Annotated in this window: 14 protein-coding genes and 2 pseudogenes; 4 read left to right on the top strand and 12 right to left on the bottom strand. The window is 70.9% G+C overall.

Translation table 11 applies throughout. The annotated features are described in order from the left end of the window. Positions 1–86: 86 nt before the first annotated feature. On the bottom strand, positions 87–1,622 hold the full coding sequence (locus tag ACWD5D_RS23210; RefSeq protein WP_451374638.1) for an FAD-dependent oxidoreductase: 1,536 nt from the start codon (positions 1,620–1,622) through the stop codon (positions 87–89). A 195-nt stretch (positions 1,623–1,817) separates the two neighbouring features. On the opposite strand from ACWD5D_RS23210, the gene ACWD5D_RS23205 reads away from it, so the two are divergent. Together ACWD5D_RS23205 and ACWD5D_RS23200 are read left to right on the top strand one after the other, a co-directional pair. Further along, positions 1,818–2,336: a hypothetical protein gene (locus tag ACWD5D_RS23205; protein WP_451374637.1), complete on the top strand. Its 519-nt coding sequence runs from the start codon at positions 1,818–1,820 to the stop codon at positions 2,334–2,336. Between the two features lie 43 nt (positions 2,337–2,379). Continuing rightward, positions 2,380–3,540, top strand: a pseudogene (locus tag ACWD5D_RS23200) (molybdopterin oxidoreductase family protein); the annotation flags it as partial. Positions 3,541–3,984: 444 nt separating this feature from the next. Here the strand turns inward: ACWD5D_RS23200 and ACWD5D_RS23195 are convergent. Further along, positions 3,985–8,247, bottom strand: coding sequence for an HAD-IC family P-type ATPase (locus ACWD5D_RS23195; RefSeq protein WP_451374636.1), 4,263 nt, complete (start codon positions 8,245–8,247; stop codon positions 3,985–3,987). A 22-nt stretch (positions 8,248–8,269) separates the two neighbouring features. After that, positions 8,270–8,908 carry a hypothetical protein gene (locus tag ACWD5D_RS23190; protein ID WP_451374635.1) on the bottom strand — a complete coding sequence of 213 codons (639 nt, stop codon included), beginning with the start codon at positions 8,906–8,908 and terminating at the stop codon, positions 8,270–8,272. Between the two features lie 655 nt (positions 8,909–9,563). On the opposite strand from ACWD5D_RS23190, the gene ACWD5D_RS23185 reads away from it, so the two are divergent. Beyond that, the gene (locus ACWD5D_RS23185) at positions 9,564–10,124 is read left to right on the top strand and encodes a hemerythrin domain-containing protein (protein ID WP_451374634.1); all 561 of its coding nucleotides are present in this window, start codon (positions 9,564–9,566) and stop codon (positions 10,122–10,124) included. Between the two features lie 810 nt (positions 10,125–10,934). Here the strand turns inward: ACWD5D_RS23185 and ACWD5D_RS23180 are convergent. From ACWD5D_RS23180 to ACWD5D_RS23140, 9 genes and pseudogenes are all read right to left on the bottom strand, one after another. Then, a complete protein-coding gene (locus tag ACWD5D_RS23180; protein WP_451374633.1) occupies positions 10,935–11,606 on the bottom strand; it encodes an HAD family hydrolase in 672 nt (223 codons plus the stop codon). A gap of 19 nt (positions 11,607–11,625) precedes the next feature. After that, on the bottom strand, positions 11,626–12,591 hold the full coding sequence (locus tag ACWD5D_RS23175) for an LLM class F420-dependent oxidoreductase (RefSeq protein WP_451374632.1): 966 nt from the start codon (positions 12,589–12,591) through the stop codon (positions 11,626–11,628). A gap of 50 nt (positions 12,592–12,641) precedes the next feature. Beyond that, positions 12,642–12,833 carry a hypothetical protein gene (locus tag ACWD5D_RS23170; RefSeq protein ID WP_451374631.1) on the bottom strand — a complete coding sequence of 64 codons (192 nt, stop codon included), beginning with the start codon at positions 12,831–12,833 and terminating at the stop codon, positions 12,642–12,644. Between the two features lie 118 nt (positions 12,834–12,951). Then, the gene (locus tag ACWD5D_RS23165; RefSeq protein WP_451374630.1) at positions 12,952–13,971 is read right to left on the bottom strand and encodes an SDR family NAD(P)-dependent oxidoreductase; all 1,020 of its coding nucleotides are present in this window, start codon (positions 13,969–13,971) and stop codon (positions 12,952–12,954) included. 230 nt (positions 13,972–14,201) lie between these two features. Next, the gene (locus tag ACWD5D_RS23160) at positions 14,202–15,392 is read right to left on the bottom strand and encodes a zinc-dependent alcohol dehydrogenase (protein ID WP_451374629.1); all 1,191 of its coding nucleotides are present in this window, start codon (positions 15,390–15,392) and stop codon (positions 14,202–14,204) included. A 350-nt stretch (positions 15,393–15,742) separates the two neighbouring features. Next, complete coding sequence (locus tag ACWD5D_RS23155; RefSeq protein WP_451374628.1) at positions 15,743–16,795, bottom strand: reverse transcriptase domain-containing protein; 1,053 nt, start codon at positions 16,793–16,795, stop codon at positions 15,743–15,745. Positions 16,796–16,808: 13 nt separating this feature from the next. Continuing rightward, positions 16,809–16,991 (bottom strand): annotated as a pseudogene (locus tag ACWD5D_RS23150) (transposase); the annotation flags it as partial. Between the two features lie 530 nt (positions 16,992–17,521). Continuing rightward, positions 17,522–19,060, bottom strand: coding sequence for a CYTH and CHAD domain-containing protein (locus ACWD5D_RS23145; protein WP_451374627.1), 1,539 nt, complete (start codon positions 19,058–19,060; stop codon positions 17,522–17,524). 103 nt (positions 19,061–19,163) lie between these two features. Then, positions 19,164–19,412 (bottom strand): hypothetical protein, encoded by a 249-nt coding sequence (locus tag ACWD5D_RS23140; protein WP_451374626.1) that lies wholly within the window; start codon positions 19,410–19,412, stop codon positions 19,164–19,166. A gap of 4 nt (positions 19,413–19,416) precedes the next feature. Here ACWD5D_RS23140 and ACWD5D_RS23135 point away from each other — a divergent pair, with 4 nt between their 5' ends. Next, the gene (locus tag ACWD5D_RS23135) at positions 19,417–19,893 is read left to right on the top strand and encodes a hypothetical protein (protein ID WP_451374625.1); all 477 of its coding nucleotides are present in this window, start codon (positions 19,417–19,419) and stop codon (positions 19,891–19,893) included. Positions 19,894–20,035 lie beyond the last annotated feature (142 nt).

The following is a 20,035-nucleotide window of genomic DNA, read 5'->3' as shown; positions in this document are numbered from 1 at the left end:
GGGGATGGGGGTGTGCCGGACGCAGCCGACGGTGCCACACGGGTACCCCTAGGCGGCTGCCGTAACGTCGGAGTCTCGAGCGGACCTTAAGGCGACTGGACCGCGCGTTTCTCCAGGGGCCGTACGGCCGGGCCTTGGAGGATGCTGCCGTCGGGGGCGAAGCGGGAGCCGTGGCAGGGGCATTCCCATGCCTGTTCGACGCGGTTGAAGGCGACAAGGCAGCCGAGGTGGGTGCAGCGGGCCGAGACGGCGTGGAGCTGGCCGCTGTCGTCCCGGTGAACGGCGCACTGGTGTCCGCCGACCCTGATGACGGCACCGTCTCCGGGGGCGAGGTCCTCGGGCGCGGGGGCCGTGACGGGAGGCAGCCGGTCGCCGACAAAGTGCTTGGCCACGTGGGCCTGGTGCTTGAGGAACGACCCGCCCTCCCGGACCACGGAGCCCACCCGGCGGGGATCGTAGAGCCCCGCCCATTCGACCTCCTGGCCCTCGATGAGGTCGCTGATCAGCCGGCCGGCCATGATGCCGCCGCTCAGGCCCCAGCCGCCGAAGCCGGTGGCCACGTAGGTGTGGTGGCTGCCGGGGTGGAGGTGTCCGACGAGGGGCACGGAGTCGGTGGAGTCGTTGTCCTGGGTGGCCCACCGGTGGGTGAGCGTCAGGCCCGGGAACCGATCGATGGCCCAGGCGGTCAGCCGGGCAAGGCGTTCCTCGACGTCGGCGGAGCCGGGGGTGAAGTGCTCGCCGGTGACGATCAGCAGACGCTGCCCGTCGGTACAGGGGGCGCTGCGCACGGACCGGGTGTTCTGCTCGGGCGTGATGTACATGTCGCGGGGTGCCATGTTCGCGTCGATGGTCCCCGCGACGACCAGTTCACGGCGTGGGGAGAGCCGGGTGAAGAGCAGGGCTCGGTCGAAGACGGGGTAGTGCGTGGCGACGACGACCTCGCGCGCCCGCACCTCGACGCCGACGTCGGTGGACAGGACACAGGGTGCGCCCTCGGTGAGGCCGGTGACACGCGTCCCCTCGTGGAGGGTGCCTCCTCGGTCGCGCAGATCATCGGCCAGGGCGTGCAGGTACTTCACGGGATGGAACTGCGCCTGCCCGGTCACCCGGACCGCGCCGGCCACCGGATACGGCAGCTCCGTCCCGGTGACGAATTCGGCCGGCAGGCCCGCCTCGCGCGCGGCTTCGGCCTCGGCCCGCAGCTGTGCGACGTCCTGTTCGGTCTCGGCGTAGGTGCAGGCCCCCGCTTCTTCCCAGTCGCAGTCGATGCCGAGGTCGGCGACGGTCTCGGCGGCCCGGAGGATCGCCGCGGACTGCGACTCGGCGTACAGCCGCGCGCCCTCACGGCCCCGGGTGCGGCGCAGGTGGTCGTAGACAAGGGTGTGGAGCGCGGTCAGCTTGGCCGACGTGTATCCGGTGACCCCGCCGGCGATCCGCCCCGCCTCCAGCACGACCACCTCACGTCCGCGCCGGGACAGCTCCCAGGCAGTGCTGAGCCCCGCCACGCCGCCGCCGACCACCGCGACGTCGACGGAGATGTCCCGGGCCGGCGGAGGGGCGGGCTCACCACCCGGCGCGGTCTCGATCCAGTACGACCCCCGGAGTCCTTCCTGGGCGTTCATGGCCGCCGAGTTCCCCCTCTGCCGAGGTGACACCCGCGGTTGTTCGAATGGGCGCCTGACCCCTGGCCGGGTGGACCGGTTACCTGGTGCCTTCGCGGTACCCGGCAGCTGGTCGAAGACCGGTGCCGTCGCGCCCGGTCCGGGTACTCGTGCAACGCCGCCGCACACAGGCGGGGAGAAGCGAGGGCACGAGCCATGACGACACAGATGCCGGGCACCCGCCCGCAGATCCGCACGGACCTGCTCGGGATCTATCTCAACGACCATCTGGCAGGCGCCACGGTCGGAACCGGACGCTCCCAGTTCATGGCCCGATCGCATCGCGACCCGCCCTACGCGGAACCACTGCAGCACCTGGCCGGCGAGATCGCCGAGGACCGTGCGAGCCTGCGGCACATCATGCAGAGCCTGGACGTGCCGCGGCGCCGCTACAAGGTCGCGGCGTCCGGCGCGGCAGAGCGACTGGGGCGTCTCAAGAGCAATGGGCGCCTCTACAAGCGTTCACCTCTGACGCTCGTGATCGAACTTGAGTTCCTCCGGCTGGGGGTGAAGGGCAAAGAACTCGGCTGGCGCACGCTGCGCACCCTGGCCGAGGCGGACGGGCGCCTCGACGAGCAGGACCTCGACGGCCTGATCGCACGAGCCGAACGGCAGATGAACACGCTGGAGGAGCTACGCGTCAGAGCGGTCCGGGACGTCCTGCTCACCGATTGACGTCGAGCGGAAAGCTGACGGGTCGGACGACAGCTTCAGGGAACTCCGCATGCTGTGGATCACCGGCACCAACCCGCTGGTCTCCCTCCCCGAACTCCACCGCATCCGGGAGATCCTCGGCCAGGAAAGGCTCTCCACCGTCGTACAGGACCTGTACCTCATCGAAACGGCCCAGGTGGCGGACGTGGTCCTGCCTGCGGCGACCTGGGCGGAGAAGACAGGCACCCTCACCAATGCCGACCGCACCGTCCACCTCTCCGAAAAGGCTGTCGACCCTCCCGGCTTGGCCCGGCCGGATCTGGACATCCTCCTCGACTACGCCCGGCGGATGGACTTCCGGGATAAAGACGGCCGCCCGCTCGTCGGCCGGCACGGCCCCGAGTCGGCGTTCGAGGCGTGGCAGGAATGCAGCCGCGGCAAGCCCTGCGACTACACCGGCATGACGTACGGGCGGCTGCGCAACGCCTGTGGCATCCAGTGGCCCTGCACCGAGGACACCCCGGACGGCACCGAACGCCTCTACAACGACGGCATCCAGTGGGCCGCGCCCGGCGACTGCGAGACCTACGGCAGGGACCTGGTGACCGGCGCGTCCGTCTCCGAGACCGAGTACCGGGCCCTGAACCCCGACGGCCGGGCGGTGCTGAAGGCGGCCGGGTACGTCCCGCCGCACGAGACGACCGACGAGACCTACCCGCTTCAGCTGAACACGGGTCGCACCCTGTATCACTTCCACACACGCACCAAGACCAGCCGGGTCCCCCAGCTGAACGCTGCCGCGCCGCAGGTGTGGGTGGAGATCTCCGCCGACGAGGCAGTGCGGCACGACGTGGCCGAGGGGGAACTGGTCGAGGTCACCAGCCCGCGCGGCTCGGTCCGCGGGCGTCTGCGGATCACCGGCATCCGCGACGGCATGGTGTTCCTGCCCTTCCACTACGGCTACTGGGACACCCCCGAAGGCCACCGCCCCGGAACGAACGGCGGCCGGGCCGCCAACGAAACCACGATCACCGACTGGGACCCCGTCTCCAAACAGCCCTTGTTCAAGACCGCCGCCGCCCGCCTGACCCTGGTCGAGCGCGGCACCGGCACCGGCGCGCCGGCCCCGACCACCGCCGCGTCGGCCCCGGTGGAGCCACACCGCGTCCCGCCCACCCTGGGTGGACCATCGGCCGTCGCTGGCCAGAACGGAGGCGAACCGTGAACGGCATCCCGATCGTCCTGCGCGCGCTGCACGACGGCGAACTCGGGCCGGAGCGGGCACTCCTCGGCCGCCGCCGACCGCCATCGGGTGGAGCACGAGTTCCACCACGTGGCCAGGGACGTCGCCCGCTGGTCCCACCAACACGCCTACCGCATCGCCCGCGCCGCCGAACCGCACGGCCTGCACCTGTGCCGGGGCCTGCGGACCATCCGGAGCCCGGCCTCCTGGCGACCATGCGGCAGAGCCCCGGCCGGGCCGTCGGGACGGTCGAGCTCCGGTTCGCGCCCCTTCCCGAGGACGGAGGCGCCCGACCGGGTGGACATCGCTCGGAGTGGCGCGGGGGTCGTCTCCGCTGGAGACCGGGGAGTTTCTGGTCGCGGCTGTGAGCGACTCCGATATTCCGTACGGGTGCGGTTTGCCGAAGCGCCGCTGTCCGCCGGAGTCTCACGACGGCGGCATCAGGTCGGCGAGGGTCCTTTCGAGGAAGGGCAGGGCGCGCTGGGCCCAGACGGCCAGGGCGATCGACGCGGTCACCGCGGTCAGGGCAACCGGGCCCAACGGGGTGCAGCCGAAGAAGCGGCTGACCCCCGGTGTCTCGATGACCGCGAGCAGGACGGCGGCCGAGCCGAGGGAAGCAAGACGAACCAACGCGCTGTCACGGCGGTCCAGCAGGGTCTGGATCAGTTGGGTGCCGACCACGGCGGCCAGCGCCATCGTGCTGGATCGACGCCCTGTTCCGGGCGTGGCGCGGCCGATGAGCCAGGCCATGAGCGCGCCCGCGCTGGTCGTCATCGCACGGTGCCGGATCTGCCGGAGCAGCGGCGCTCCCAACACGTCCGACGGCGCTCCGGGGTCCGGCTGCGCTTCCGTCTCCTGAGGCGTGACCGCCACCGCCATCGCCGGGAACAGGTCGGTGAAAAGGTTGACCAGCAGCATCTGGCGGGTGGACAACGGAGCCCGGCCGGCCAGCAGGGTGCCCAGGACACCGAAGCCGATCTCGCCCGCGTTGCCGCCGATGAGGATGGCGATGGCGTCCGCGACGCTGTGCCACAGCGACCTGCCCTCGCACACGGCGTCGATCAGTACCGTCAGGTCGTCGTCGGTGAGGACGAGGTCGGCGGCGTTACGGGCGGCGGCGGAGCCCCGGGCGTTGATGCCCACGCCGATGTCGGCGGCGCGGATCGCCGCCGCGTCGTTGGCGCCGTCGCCGACCATGCCGACCACCCGCCCCGCATCCCGCAGCGCCTCGACGACCTGCAGTTTCTGCTCCGGCGCCACGCGCGCCACCACGCCCGCGTCGCGGAGCATCCGGGCCCTGCCCGCCCGGTCGGCGGCCGCGAGGTCGTCCCCGGTCACCACGACCGTGTCCTCGGGCCAGCCCAGCTCGGCGGCGATGAACCGGGCGGTCTGCGGATGGTCACCGGTGAGCATCACCGGTCGTATGCCCTCCTCGTACAGGCTGCGTACCAGGGCCGTGGAGGTCTCGCGCGGGGTGTCCGTGAGACCGAGCAGACCGACGAACTCCAGCTGCTCCAGCGGCTGTTCGAGGACACCCGGAGCGGTCTCGGCGTCGCCGAGGCGGTGCTGGGCGACGGCCAGGACGCGCAGACCCCCGGCGGCCAGTGCCTGTGCCGTTTCCGAGGCGTGTTCGGGGAGGCCGGAGCATGCCGGCAGCACGGTTTCCGGCGCCCCCTTCACCACCAGCAGGAGTGGTCCGTCGCCGGGCCGGCCGACGGCGGCGGCATAGCCGCGGGCCGCCTCGAACGGAAGCGCCTCCGACTCCTCCCATTCAGGGTCGAGTACGGCCGCATCGAGGACCGCCGCGTCGGTGGCGTGTTCCGGCGGGCTGTCGCCGTCATCGACCTGCGGGCAGGCCCGGGCCGCCACCCGCAGGACGTCCGCCGCCTCCTCGTCCCGCGTCCGGTGGCTCCGCCCTTCGGCGTCGGTCACCTTCACCAGGCGCAGGGCGTTCTCGGTGAGTGTTCCGGTCTTGTCGAAGCAGATGGTGCCCATCCGGCCGAGCGCCTCCAGCGCGCGGGGTGCCCGGACCAGGACCCCGCCCCGGCTGAGCCGCCGGGAGGCGGCCAGTTGGGCCACCGTCGCCACCAGCGGCAGCCCCTCCGGTACGGCGGCCACGGCGACGGCCACGCCCCCGCTGACCGCCTCCCGGATCGGGGTTCCGCGCAGCAGGGCGAGGCCGGTGACCGCAGCGCCGCCGCCGAGGGTCAACGGCAGTGCCTGGGCGGTGAGTTCGTGCAAACGGGCCTGTACTCCCGCAGCCGGGGGCGTGCGCGCGGCCAGGTGGACCGCGCGGGCGGCCTCGGTGCGCTCGCCGGTGTCGACCACGACCGCGCGGGCGTGGCCGGCGGCCACCGTGGTGCCTTCGAAAACCATGGAGTGCCGGTCGGCCACGGGGGCGTGGGGGGTCGCGGCGGTGTGTTTCTCCGTCGGCACCGACTCCCCGGTCAGCGCGGACTCGTCGACCTCCAGGCCGTCCTCCGACAGCACCCGGGCATCGGCCGGCACCACGTCGTCCGTGTGCAGGTCGATCACATCGCCCGGGGCCAGGCAGACCGCGTCCACGATGTGCGTGTCCGTCTCGTCCGGGGAGTCGGCCACCCGGGCCTGCCGCTTCTGCTCGGCGAGCAGCCCGGACACGGCCTGTTCGGCCCTGAGCCGCTGGATTGCGCCGATCATCGCGTTCAGGTCGAGGGCGCCGACCACCAGCAGCGCGTCGACTGCCGAACCGACGATCGCGGACGCGGCCGAGCCCACGGCCAGCACCGGGGTCAGCGGGTCGTCCAGTTCACTCCGCACGGCACCGGCGATCCGCCGGGTCCACCGCACCGGCACCAGCAGCGGGTTCCGGGACGGCTCGGTCTCCTGGTGCAGTTCCTCGGGCCGTTCCGTCCCACGCTCCTGCTCCAGCTGCTGCAGGGTTTCCCGTGGGCCGAGTTCGTGCCAGTGCACCCGGGCCCTGGGGTGCGGGACCTCGGCCCTCGCCACTCGCAGGGCCGCCCAGGTCCCCAACAGCAGCGAGGTCGCGGCGGCGCCGTCCACCGGCGCGTGCCGCAGCCCTGGCAGCGCGGCCAGTCTGCCGCGGCCGCTCCTCGACTCGCCGACGGCCACCAGCAGCCCGGAGAGGGCGGCACCCGACCGGGCCAGGGTCTGCGCCTGTCGGCCCACCCGGCGCGCGGCCGGAATCGCGGTCAGCAGCCGCCATACGTCGGGCAGCCCGTGCAGGGCGAGGGCATCGGCGCTCCAGACGACCGCGCTGTCGGCGTCGGTGAGCGCGAGCGCGATGTCGCCGGCGAGCAGCCCAGCCAGCACTCCGTGGCCCCTGTCGGACCACAGCCGGGCCACCGTGATCACCGCGCCGGAATCCTCGGGCAGGGAGCACACCACGTCGTCCAGCGGCCGCCGGGCGTCCACCACCTGGTCGGCGAGGCCGGTGAAGTCCTCCATCGCGGGGTCGTCCACGAGCACGACCCGCAGTCCGGCGCGCCGGGCCGCGTCCAGCACCGGCTCCGTCCAGGGATCGGTCTCCCCGTCCTCGGTGCGCACCGCGCTCGGATGCAGGACGATCGTGCCGGCCAGCTCCAGCTCCCGAAGGCGCTCCGGATCTCGGACGATCAGCCCCGACCGGGCCAGTACGGCGCCGAGCACCGCCTCGAAGGCGGTGGGCCCGTAACGGGCGGCCTTCGGTGAGCCCGCGAGCACCGCCTCCGCCACCTCGGCGACGTCGTGCTTGACCAGCAGGGTGGCCGCCCCGCCCAGCACGCTGCCGGCGAAGGCGTGCGTGGCGTAGTCCTGGGCCGGGGTGGTTCGCAGATCCGGGCGCGGATGGCCGCCGTCGCCGACGCTCGGCCGGTCCGGGCGGCACAGTTCGTCGTGGAAGAGCTCGAAGGCGGCCGCCCGCGCCATCGTGTCCGCGAGCTGGCAGCCGCGCAGCGCGCCGTCGAGCAGCAGCGCGGCGGGCGTCTGGCCCGCCCCGTGCGCGGCGGCGTTCGCGCAGGTCAGCACGAGGTCCATGGCGTCGGCGCCCAGGTGGGCGCGGAACAGGCCACGGAAGCGCGGGTTCTCTCGCAGCACCGTCACCACCGCGGTCACCGCGCGGGGCGACGGTGGCAGCCGCAGGGCGTACGCGGCAACACCGATGCCGGTACCGACCAGGTCGGCGGTGAGCGTGGCCAGCGCCGCGCGGATGCCGGCCGGGTCGGCCGGGTGCGTGACCTCGTCTGCGTCGTCACCGGCCGCGACGAGACCGTGCCGGGCGGCGAGGTCCGCCGCGCGCGCCATGACGTCGTCGGCGACCGCCTCCTCGGCCGCAGCCACCACCAGACGGCCGAGCCCCTGGTCCCAGTAGGCGAACAGGACCTCAGGATGCTCGGCCAGTGCCGTGGCGACATGTCCGGCGAGCCGGTGCAGGCCGCCCGCGGCCCGAGCCTGCTCCCCGCTGGCCGCCCGCAGCGCGAGGTGTGCCCGGGCGCCGGACCACCACTGCTGTTCGGACCCGAGCAGCGCATTGCGCGCGGCCCGCGTCATCCGTGTGGCCGTGTCCAGGCTCCTGACGCCGGCCCGCGCGGCTCCGGCCGTCGCCCCCGCGACGGCGCCCACCCCCGATGCTGCGGCCCTGGCCAGCAACCGCGGCGCCGCGGACAGGGTCCGTGCGGCGACGGACGGCAAGGTAGGCAACCCGAGCGCCATCGCCTATCAGCCCCCGCTCACGTCAGCCGGTGAGTGGTGCGGTCGAATCAGCGGGCGACGCCCCTTCGTCCGCGGGCAGCACATCCTCATCCGCGGGAGGCGTCACCTCATGTGTAGGAGGTGTCGCCTCCGGCTGCGCGACCGGCCCAGTGTGTTCCGCCAGCTGTTCAGCCGGTGCCGCCTCCAGGCCGGTGTCAGGTGCGGCCGGTTCGACCGGCGGTGGCGTCGGCCCACCAGGCCGCGTCCCCATACCGCCGGACATCTCGTCCTGTCTCACCGGCCCCGGAGCACTCGAAACCTGCTGCCCGGCCGCCACCGCGTCACCCATGGCCACGTACGTGCCGTGGCCCGTGCCCTCCGTCGCCTCTTCGTCCGCCTGCAGGTGCGAAGCCTCCGCGCTCGGTCCGGGCCGGGGCTGAGTCAGCCAGGCAACCGCCGCACCGGTCAACGCGACCGGCCACTCCACCACACCGGCCACACCCAGCACCCCGGCTCCGGCATACACAGCCAGCCGACGGCTCCGGGGCGACACGGCTCCGATCTTGTCCAGTGTCCCCTCGGCGGCCTTGCTCACGACCCCGACACCGGGAACCCGGCGCACCGCCGAGGCCGCGTTGCGCAGGGGCTCGCTGACGGCCGAGGACAACTTCTGCTCAGCCATGACTACTCCTCGCCAATGCAGGGGTCACGTTTTCTGCCTGCTGAGTGCCCATGGACGCACCAATCATCCCGGTTTACCCATACATTTTGGGCCGACTCGATGGTCGGCCGACTCACCTGACCGTTCAGCCGCCATGGCCGGGCCGTCGAGGACTTGCTCACCGCCCACGAACCGGGTTTCACGCCGGACCCGTCAGACACTCGGAACGCGAACAGCAAAGGGAACAGTGCGTACGAACCGGAGCTCAACAGGTCGGAGTGCGAAGGAAGATGAGCCGCCGTGACTACGGAAGCCAGTAGTCCGATTGTCGTTCGCCGGGCCGAGACTGGCTGGGCGCGGGCGCGTCGCCTGCGCGGGCAGGGCATACGGACCTGCGTGCGCGCGACGCTCGACACCACGGCGGGACGGTTGCGGCAGAGAGACGACTGGAACGCCGTACGGGGCGAGGACTGACCGCCCTCGCGTGCGCCGGTATTGCTCTCTCACCTCGTCGCACGAGCGGTCGGTACCGGTTCGGGCGCCCTTCCCGAAGGACGGAGGCACCCGACCGGGTGGACATCGCCTGGAACGGCGGGGGGCCGTCCGGAGGGGGGAACCACTGTCAGCTGGGCGGGACCGACCCGGCCCAGACATAACCAGCGAGAGGCGGCAGACGATGGGGCATGGCGGAGACGCGATCGCGGAACTGATGACCGACCACCGGGAGGTCGAGGAGATGTTCGCCCGGATCCAGGGGATGCCGAGCGGCGGGCAGGAACTCCGCGACGTGGTGGACCAGGTCACGATCGAGCTGGTACGGCACTCGATCGCCGAGGAGGAGTACCTGTACCCGGCGGTGCGCGAGCACATCGAGGGCGGCGACCGGATCGCGGACAAGGAGATCGCGGACCACGGCCGGGTCGAGAAACTCCTCAAGCAGCTGGAGAAGACGGACACCGCCGACCCCGAGATGAGCCCACTGCTGCAACAGCTCATGGACGAGGTCTCCGCCCACGTCCAGGACGAGGAGGAGAACCTCTTCCCGATGCTCCGCCAGGCTTGCTCTCCCGAGGCGCTGAACGACCTCGGGGACAAGATCCGCCGAGCCAAGTCCCTGGCCCCGACCCGTCCGCACCCCGCCGCCCCGAACACCCCGCCCGCCAACAAGCTCCTCGCCCCGGGCGCCGGCCTTGTGGACCGGGCCCGCGACCTCATCACAGGCCGCGGCAAGTCCTGACCCCGCAGGAGCAGATTGCGGGCCGAGCAGCTCACGCCCGGGTTCCTGGTCGGGACCCCGGGCGCCCGGCGGGCCGTGACGCCGCTCATTCCCTCTTCGGGATCGGCTGTCTACGCTGTCGGGTCCCAAGCGGGGCAGCGCAGCCCCGCGACACAGCTCGCGGGACTGATCTGCCGGACACAGGCGAGCACGCTCCCCAAGGGACCGACCGCCGTGACCGACGACCTGACACCTGTCATAGCCGCCTCCACCCGCTGGCTCCTCGCCGCCTGCCCCGCCCCCGGCGGCGCGCTCAGAGCCAGGCGCTGGCCGAGGCCCAAGCCCGGCAGGCCGTCACACTCGCCGCCGCCCTGCGCTACCCCACCGACCTCGACGTGCAACTGCTCCACCTGCTCGCACCCAGCGGATCCCACCGGCTGGACTGGCTCACCGGATGCGAGCCACAGCCCGACGACACCGCCTGGCGCACCTGAATCGACGAAACCGTCGTCAGCTGGGCCGCCTGCCTCCTGGCCGACCCCTCCCTGGCCGCCCACGCCGCCCACCAGGCCCCCGCCGTGAGCGAGCAACATACCGCCGACGCCTCCACCGGCTGACCAGCCCCGGGCAGCGGGACACCGAAGACGCGTCTCTGCTGCGCCCTCCCGACCTGCTGGAGAACATCGCCGGCCTCCACCGGCCTCAGCTCCCACAGCCGGTCCTTTGAGGCCGCACTCGCCCGCCACCCCGCCGCAGCCTCGGCGCTCACGGCCGCTGCGGCGGCAACGGCGACGGTCGTCTGGAAGAGGCGCGGCCACCGCGCCTGACCTGCTACTCGGTCTGGGCGAAGACGCTGGTGTCCAGGTGGGCGAGGAGGTCGGCGGGGTCCCGGTACACGGCCTGAGCGCCGGCCTCCTCCAGGTCCGCGCGCGGGATGCCGCCGGACAGGACCGCCACCGGGGTGACTCCGTCGCGTACGGCCGCCTTCATGTCCCAGACGCTGTCGCCGACGAACAGGGCACGTTCACTCGGCACACCGGCGAGTTCCCTGGCCTGCCGAACGGGGTCGGGGGCGGGCTTGCCGTCGGCGACGTCGTCGGCGCTGGTGACCCCTAGGATGACATCGTCCGCGTCGATGGCGCCGCGGAGCGCGGAGAGCTCCGCGCCGCTCGCCGAGGTCGCCAGGACGACCTGCCAGCCCCGCCCGGCCAGGGCGCGCAGCAGGTCGCCCGCCGCGTCCAGCGCGGGCAGCCGCTCGAAGTACGTGGCGTAGAGGGTGTGGTGGGCCGCGGTCAGCTGGTCGTCCTGGTCGGGATCGTGGTCGTCGCCGAGCAGGTGGTCCAGCAGGTCGCCGCCGCTGAGCCCCACGGCGCGGTGGATGTCCCGCATCGGAACGTGGTGGTCCGCCTGCCGGAACGCCTCCCACCACGTGACCACGTGCAGGTGATTGGTGTCGACGAGCGTCCCGTCGATGTCGAAGATCGCGGCGCGTTGCGTGGCCATCACGGCTGCCCTCGTCCTCTCACAATGCGCGGAGCGCGGGCAGCAGCTTGTGCTCGGCCCATTCCAGGTACGGCTCCTGGTGGTCGCCGCCGATCTGGACGAGCGCGACCTCGGTGAACCCCGCGTCGACGTAGGGGCGTACGGCCTCGACGACCGCCTGCACGTCGTCGCCACAGGGAATGGACTCCGCCACGTCCTCGGGCCGTACGAACTCGGTGGCACGCGCGAACGCGACAGGCCCGGGCAGTTCGGAGTTGACCGGCCAGCCGCTGCCGAACCAGCGGAACTGCTCGTGGGCGCGAATGACGGCCGCGTCGCGATCCGTGTCGTAGCAGATGGGCAACTGGCCCACCTTCGGCTTGCCCGCGCCGCCGTGGCGCTCGAAGGCCGAGATCAGCTCCGGCCTGGGTTCCGTGGCGATCACCAAATCGGCGAGGTGACCGGCGAGCTCGCAGGAGCGGTCGCCCGAGACGGCGACACCGATCGGCGTCGGCTCGTCGGGCAGGTCCCACAACCTGGCATTCGCCACGTCGAAGTGAACGCCGTGGTGGGTGACGTTCTCCCCCGCGAACAGCGCACGGATGATCTCCACCGCCTCCTCCAGCTTCTCCAGTCGGACGTGCGCGGCAGGCCAGCCCCCACCCATCACATGCTCGTTGAGGTTCTCCCCGGAGCCCAGCCCCAACCGGAACCGTCCCTGGGAGAGGACTTGCATCGTGGCCGCCTTCTGGGCGACGACCGCCGGGTTGTAGCGAGTCGTCGGGCACGTCACGTACGTCATCAGGGGAATGCGTTCGGTGGCCTGTGCAGCGGCACCCAGCACACTCCACGCGTAGGGGGCATGACCCTGGGACTCCAGCCACGGAAAGTAGTGGTCGGACGTGACCGAGAAGTCGAAGCCGGCACGCTCGGCGCCCACCACGTGGTCCACCAGCTCCCGCGGACCGCCCTGCTCGGTCATCATCGTGTATCCGATCTGCACCATGCCGCTCATCTCCTCGTGGTTCGACCACACGCGTACGGTTCCCCGCCCCGTCACTCCTTCGTCCCGAGTTTTCGCAGGTCGACCTCTCCTCTCCTGGTCTCCCTCAGCCGCGCTCCACTCAAGTACGGCGAACGCAACACGGCTCCCAGCAGCGCGGCCGTGACGAGCAGACCACAGACGACGATGACGATCGGTCCCGCCACCGAGCCGGCGGCGGCCAGATGTTCAAGGCTCCTGTGCATCGGCGCCGGGTACCCGGGGCGCCGTATCGAATGCCGGGGAGCCGAGGCTCCGTCCAGCACCAGACCGTCCTGCGAATTCCCGGCCGGTGGTCGCGTCACTGCGCTGAACCGGTTTCGGTCAGGAGCTGGTGGGCGGGCCCGCCCAGCGCTGGTTGTAGCGGTGTGCCGCCCGGTTGTTGAGGGCGCTGCCCGCTCTGCGCAGGGCCCGTGCCCAGACGGGTCCGGCGGAGGCGTCCAGGGTGCGTCCCTGCCGCATTGGCGCCCGCTGTGAGGTCGGCTCGGCCAAGTCGTCGAGTGGCGCAGGGAGCGCCCGGGCAACCAGCCCGTTCGCCCAGGTCACCAGGCGGGGCGCGACCGCGTGCGCGAGGGAGGCGGTGCGGGCTGCCGGCGTGAGCACCAGCCGGGTACGTCTGCGTTCCACCGCACGTACGATCTTCGCCGCCGCACGCTCGGCGTCCATCGACAGCAGCGGCATTCCCGCCAGCGCCGAGAACCAGGCGAACTCGGCCTCCGACCTGCCGCCGAACTCCGCCTGGAGGTGGGATCCGGTTCGCATGAGTCCGGGGTGGACCGTGGTCACGCTCACCGCACTGCCTGCCGTCTCCTCCTGAAGGCCCTCGCCGAGCGCCCGCACCGCGGCCTTGGCACAGGAGTACGGCACGAGATGCGGCACTGCAAACAGTCCGCCGACGGAGCCCACCAGGCCCAGGCGGCCGCCTCCCGGACTGTGCCGCAGATACGGCAGGGCTGCGAGCGCGGTGTGGAGGGTGCCGTCGAAGATGGTCTCCATGGCGTCCCTGAACACCTGCGCCCCTGCCGTTTCGGCGGGCGCCACCTGGATCACTCCCGCGTTCGCGATCACGAGGTCGAGCCCGCCCATCTGCTGGGCCGTCAGCCGGACCGCGGCCGTCACCGCTGGTTCGTCCCGCACGTCACACACCATCGGGCGCAGGGAGCGACCCGTACGGTCCAGGGTCCAGGCCACGGCCCGATCGAGTTCATCGGCATCCCGCGCCAGCACCGTCACCCGGTAACCACACCGGACGAGCCGGGCGGCTATCAGCAGTCCCAGACCACGGGAGCCTCCGGTCACCAGCGCCGAAGGCCCGTCGGGCACGGAGCGGTCCATTGCAGCCATGTCGTCACCTCGCTAGTGGTACAGCGGCCGAGCGTTTCGGTACGTGGTCAAGAACCGCCGTATCCGAGCCGGCCCAACCCACCTCGCGCACGGGGCCGCGAGCTCCGAGCCGCGGCCCCGTGCGCCGATACCGCCCACACCGAGTACCCCTGCCCGGTCGGTAGGATCACCGGTCCGCAGCTCCGCTGCGCCGTGCGAGCCGTCGTGATCGTTCGGGTGGAATGCGGGGCTCAGGGCTGCATGAGGATCTTGACCGCGCCATCCTGCTTCTGCTGGAACATGGCGTAGGCGTGTTCGGCATCCGCCAGGGGAAGCCGGTGCGTGGCGAAGTCGTCCACACCGAGCGGGTCCCCGTCCGTGAGGAGAGGCAAGATCGAGTCGGTCCAGCGGCGGACGTTGGCCTGCCCCATCCGCAGCTGGATCTGTTTGTCGAACAGGGTGAGCATCGGCATCGGATCGGCCATACCCCCGTACACGCCGCTCAGCGAGATCGTGCCGCCGCGGCGGACCAGGTCGATGGCCATGTAGAGGGCGCCCAGACGGTCGACGGCGAAGCGTTCGGCGAGCGGTGCGCCGAGCTTGCGTGGCAGCAGCCCGGTGGCGGTCTGTGCCAGCTTGGCTGCCGCGCTGCCGTGGGCTTCGGTGCCGACGGCGTCGATCACGGCATCCGGCCCCCGGCCGCCGGTCTCGTCCTGGATCGCCCGGACCAGTTCCTTCTCGTCGCCATAGACCCGCAGGTCATACGCCTCAGCACCCCTCGCGCTGGCACGCGCGAGCCGCTCCGGCACGAGATCGACGCCGAACACCCGCTCCACGCCCTGTGCTTGGGCGATGCGGCAGCACATGTCGCCGATGGGGCCGAGCCCCAGGACGGCGAGAGTGCCGCCAGGCGGCACCGCGGCGTACGCCACTGCCTGCCAGGCCGTGGGGAGCACGTCGGAGAGGTAGACGAAGCGGTCGTCGGCAGGACCGTCGGGCACTTTGATCGGCTCGAACTGCGCCTGCGGCACACGCAGATACTCGGCCTGGGCGCCGGGTACCGCACCGTACAGACGGGTGTACCCGAAGAGCGCTGCACCCATCCCCTCGCCGGTCACCTGAGTGGTCTCGCACTGGGTCATCAGGCCCGCCGAGCACATGAAGCAATGCCCGCAGGAGATCTGGAACGGCACCACGACGCGGTCCCCCGGGCGAAGGTTCGTGACCTCGGAGCCGATTTCCTCGACCACGCCCATCGGCTCGTGGCCGAGGATGTCGCCCGGAGTCATGAACGGCGTGAGCACCTCGTAAAGATGGAGGTCCGAGCCACAGAGTCCGGTCGACGTGATACGCACGACGGCGTCTGTGGGCTGCTCGATACGCGGATTGGGTACGTCCTCCACCCGGACGTCCCGCCGGCCCTGCCAGGTCACTGCTTTCATGACTCGCGCTCCCTCTCTTGCCTGCGCGCCAGCTACATCGGCACGCGCGTGGGTGGGCGCACGCCGGGTACCCCGGAGGGCCACAATTCATTTCACGCCGACGCCATTCCCCTCTGTTATCTCAGGGGGAAGTTCGGTGCACTGGTGAGTCGCCCCGCGGCCTCGGATCAGTCTGACGACAGGAGGCTGTCGGAGACGGTGCGCGCGGAACCTCTCATGTTCCGGTCTCGAGGCTGCTTCGTAATTTCTCGCGCGGCACTGGTGCTCTGGCTCCTGGGATTCCTGTAGTCGGGTCGCCCGGGGGAATCTCACCCCCGGGCTCCCACGGAACCGTACGTGACAGTCCCCCGTCATACGGCTCTTGTCGTTCTGGGCCTCGCCCCTGCCGGGGCCGCCCAGGTCCAGTGAGCGAAGTACTTCGGGCGCACGGTATGCCCGTGGGCCAACCGTTGCAGGGCTTGTTTCATCCCGACCCGGTACTTCTTCTGGATCCACCGCAGCAAGTAGGTGTTGATGCGGTCGAGCAGCGGATACAGAACTGAGCGGTAGAAGCGTCCGTAGTAGTTCATCCAACCCCTGACCACCGGATTGACCGTCCGTGCCAGGTCAGATGACTCCTGCGCGGTGCGCCGGTGCAGTCTCCAGGACCGCACTGTCTTGCTCAGCCTCTTCAGGGCTTGCTTACTGATCGCGGGCAGGAACGCGGTGAACATCACCCCGTGTCTGTCCTTGGCTCCTCGGGGCCGGAACGTGAACCCAAGGAACGTGAACTCGGTGACCGGAAACCGGCCCCGGCGGTTGTCGTCCTTGGAGTACACGATCCTGGTCTTGTCCGGATGCAGCTCCAGACCGATCTCGGCCATCCTGGACCGCAACGCGGCCAGGACCCGTTCCGCTTCCGCCAGGGTGCGGCAGTGCACCACCGCATCGTCGGCGTAACGCTCGAACGGGCAGCCCGGGTACTCCCGGACCATCCACGCGTCGAACGCATAGTGCAGAAACAGGTTCGCCAAGACGGGCGACACCGCAGAACCCTGCGGCGTGCCCTCCACCCTTTCCGTTGTGGACCCGTCGGGCAGGCGCAGCCCCGCGGCCAGCCACCGCTTGACATACAGCACCACCCAACCAGCGTCGGTGTGCGCCTCGACCGCGGCCACCACCTTGTCCCACGGGACGGTGTCGAAGAACTTCCGGATGTCGAACTCGACCACCCAGTCGAACCGCCAGCACCGCTCCCGGCAGGACGCGACGGCGTCCAGTGCCGACTTGCCCGGCCGATACCCGAAGGAGTCCGGGTGGAAGATCTGTGGAGCGAAGGGGCCGGGTCGTTCGTGACTGGTTTGTTCGGTCAACCGGAAGTTCTCCGGGAGGAGCGGAATGGACGAGTTGAAAGCGTCGGCCAAGGATCCGCTTCCAGGTGCCGTCGCGCTGCCACCGGCGGAACAGGTCGTATATCCGGTCCCACGGACCGTACCGCTCGGGAACGTCCCGCCACGGGGTACCCGCTCGGGTCCGCCACCGTATCCCGTCGATCAACTGCCGACGAGTCCACGTCCGCGGCCTGCCCGCCTTCTTCCCAATGGGCAGCAACGGCTCCAACTGGGCCCACTTGGGCCTGCGACAATTCCGTGTGGAGTTCCCGGTCGGATACAAAGGGCTTCAGTCCCGCCGCTGTACGCACCTTGTCCCCCTGCGGGGCCAGCCGACCGGTCACCGCGTCGATCAGCAGGTATTCCTCTTCGACACCCAGGGTGATCACATCTGTGGCACCTTCCGTCTCTCGGCAGTGCTCGCCGCCCGCGACGACAGAGCGTTTTTCTCCAGCGCTACCGAAGGCACCGGAGTGCCGTCGCCCCTTCGAGGGGGGATGCAGACCAAGTGACCGTAGTGTCGGGGTACAAACGCGGCCGACACCGACCCACACCCGGACATTTGTGGGTTCCCTGTGGTCGAAATGAGGCATGGCCCGGCCTGTTCTCGGTACGGCGGAGGCGAGCCGCGCGATCCCGAGGTCGGCGAGCGTCACGCAGGACGGTTGGTGCCGCCGAACAAGGGAGCACACCCGGACGAGACCGCCCGCACCGCCGCCTACACGGACACGTGGGCAACTCAAGGCGCAGCAGCAGTTCTTAGTTGAGCGTCTTGTGCGGATCGCGCCGCGCAGCGTCCGTCCATACCGTCGGCAACTCGCGTTCGCTCCTGTCGGCCTCGGCTTGCTCCTGTCCGTACAACAGGCCCCAGACGAAGGAGGGTTCGTCGGCCGCGTGGGCTGCCAAGGTCATCTTGCGCAGGGCGTCCCGGGCCATGACGCTGTCCTGATGGTCCCCGAGCACCTTCTGAACGGCTTTGACGCGCCTGCCCAGGCGCTTGGCAGGTTTGCCGAGTGCGTCGCGCGCCGGCTCCGTGGCGTACCTGGTCTTCTTGGCCGCCTTACGGGCTTCGTGGAGGGCCGCGTCGCGTTCTGACCCCGGCGAGAGTTCCAGAGCATGGGAAACGCGGCCGGCGAGACGGTCGTATTCCTTGAGGATGGCCTTGGCCATGACGTTCTCCGGCCCCCGGCCGGCCTTGTCGCGTAGCGGAGGCTGTTCCGCAAGCGTTGCCAGAGAGTCCAGAAGGGCCAGGTAACGAGGTGAGCTCAGGGCGTCGAGGGTACGCTGGCGGGCCTCGGAGCTGTTGTTGAGGTCCCACACCTGCAGCCGTGCGGTGACCGGACCGAAGACCAGTTCCGGAGGCAGAGCGTCGATCCCCGAACTCAGCCTCTCCAGGAGTACCTCCTGGTCGCGTTCCGCGCCCAGCTCGTTTCCCAGCCACTTGAGTTCCTCGCGGACGGGATCGGTGACCTTCCGGTCGAGGACGGACCGGTAGGAGCGCAGGACGCTGCGCAGCCGTCGGCATGCGACGCGCATCTTGTGCACCGAGTCGGGCAGGTCGCGCCGTACCGCGGGGTCCAGGCTCACCAGGGTGTCAATCCGGTCTTCCACATAGTGCAGGACCGCTTCACCTGCGGATCCCGGCACCACGGTCTCAGCGGCACGCTCGCCCTGCAGACGGGGCGCTCCCGCCATCGTCTCCTCCAGAGCCCGGGCCAGCTTGGACGCAGAGTGCGCACGGTCCACACCGCTCTTGCGCAGCTTCTTGTCCACCACGTCCAAAAGTCCCGGGTCGGTGTCCGGTGCGAGTTCGACCTCCATCTCGGTCCAGGAGGCCCGCGTGTTGGAGCCGAGCAGGGACTCGGCACGGACCGAGTCGATGCTCAGCTCGGCGAGGACGGTACTCCCGGAACCGACGAGCTGCCGTACGCCACGGGTGGAACGGATCCGGACGACCGGCCACACCTCCGCTCCCCGGGTACGGGACAGAGCCAGGTCGCGCAGCGAGCCCGGAAGGGCGTCGGACAACGGGGCCTGCACCTCCTCCCGGCTGTCCGGGGACAGCGGCAGTTTGAGATGCCAGCCCGCATCGGTTCCGCCCGTCCTTCGCCTGAGCGCGGCCGAGGTACCAGCCAGGCGCAGATCGTCCGTGTCGTAGTACACGGCGTCCAAATTTCTCGTGCCCTGATCCACGACGGTCACGATCGGGCCCACACCGGTGAGGTCCGGCAGCCATGTCGTGTCGTCAGCCGATGGGGCCTCGTACTTTCGCTCTGTTTCCTGCTTCGTGCCGGTCATGTCCTACGCGTACACGCCTGCGCCCCGTGCAAACATCGCCGGCCCGGGATCAGGCGACCCGGCCCATCAGGCCATTCGCCCCAGGACGGCCTATCCATCAGCGTCAGCCCAGGCCAAGCCGCGCGCACACCGACCCGCCACAAGCGCGCAGGGCGTCCAGCAGGACCTTCTTGGTCGCGTCGTCGGCGTAGGCGACGGAGTCGCGGATGCGGCAGGTGACGGAGCCTGCGACATCGGCGTGCAGGTCTGCCCGTAGCCACTCGGCGGCGGCCTGCATACCGCTGGTGCTGAGCCGCTGCGAGAAGCTGACGGAGGTGGCGGCGGCAGCCGCCCAGGATCTGTCCCCGGACACGGAGATGATGTGGACCGGGCGGCTGGTGAAGGTCCCCTTCTTCGCGGAACACATGCGGGAGGAGCTGATCCTGTACCGCTCGGACTTGACCGGTGACGACCGCACGGCGGTGCAGTTGCTCACCGAGCCGTGGATGACGGAGCACAGCGTGGTGCAGGTCGGCCGCCCCCCACTGGAGAAGGAGCGCGTCGGTCTCGACCTGGGCCCCGAAGGCCGGATCGAGGGCTGGCTACGCACCCCCGGCATGGACGACGTCGTGGTCACCGCCGGCGCCGAAGGAGCGGACATCCGGCTCGCGGCCCCCGAGGGTCCCGCGACGATCGAGAGCGACGCGGCCGTACGCGTCCTGCTGCTCTGGGTCCCGCCGACCCGTCCCGCTGGCACAGCAGCGCCGCCCCGGACACCCTGCTTCGGTACCGACGGCGACGTCAGCGTGGTCTATCAGGGCACCACCCTCTGGTCCGCCGACACTCAGCGCTGAACCGGTCGAGCGTCCGGGGTTACTGGTCCATCCCGGGCATCGACGCGAGCTCCTCGGTCGCCGTACCCGGCCCGGCCATACCTCCTCGGCCTCCGCCCTTGTTTCGACGAAGCCCGCTTCGTACCAAGGATCCGGGACGGCG

The sequence above is a fragment of the Streptomyces sp. NPDC002520 genome (assembly GCF_053595235.1).
Note: the sequence above shows the minus strand (reverse complement) of the source record. Positions and strands in the feature narration are given on the sequence as shown.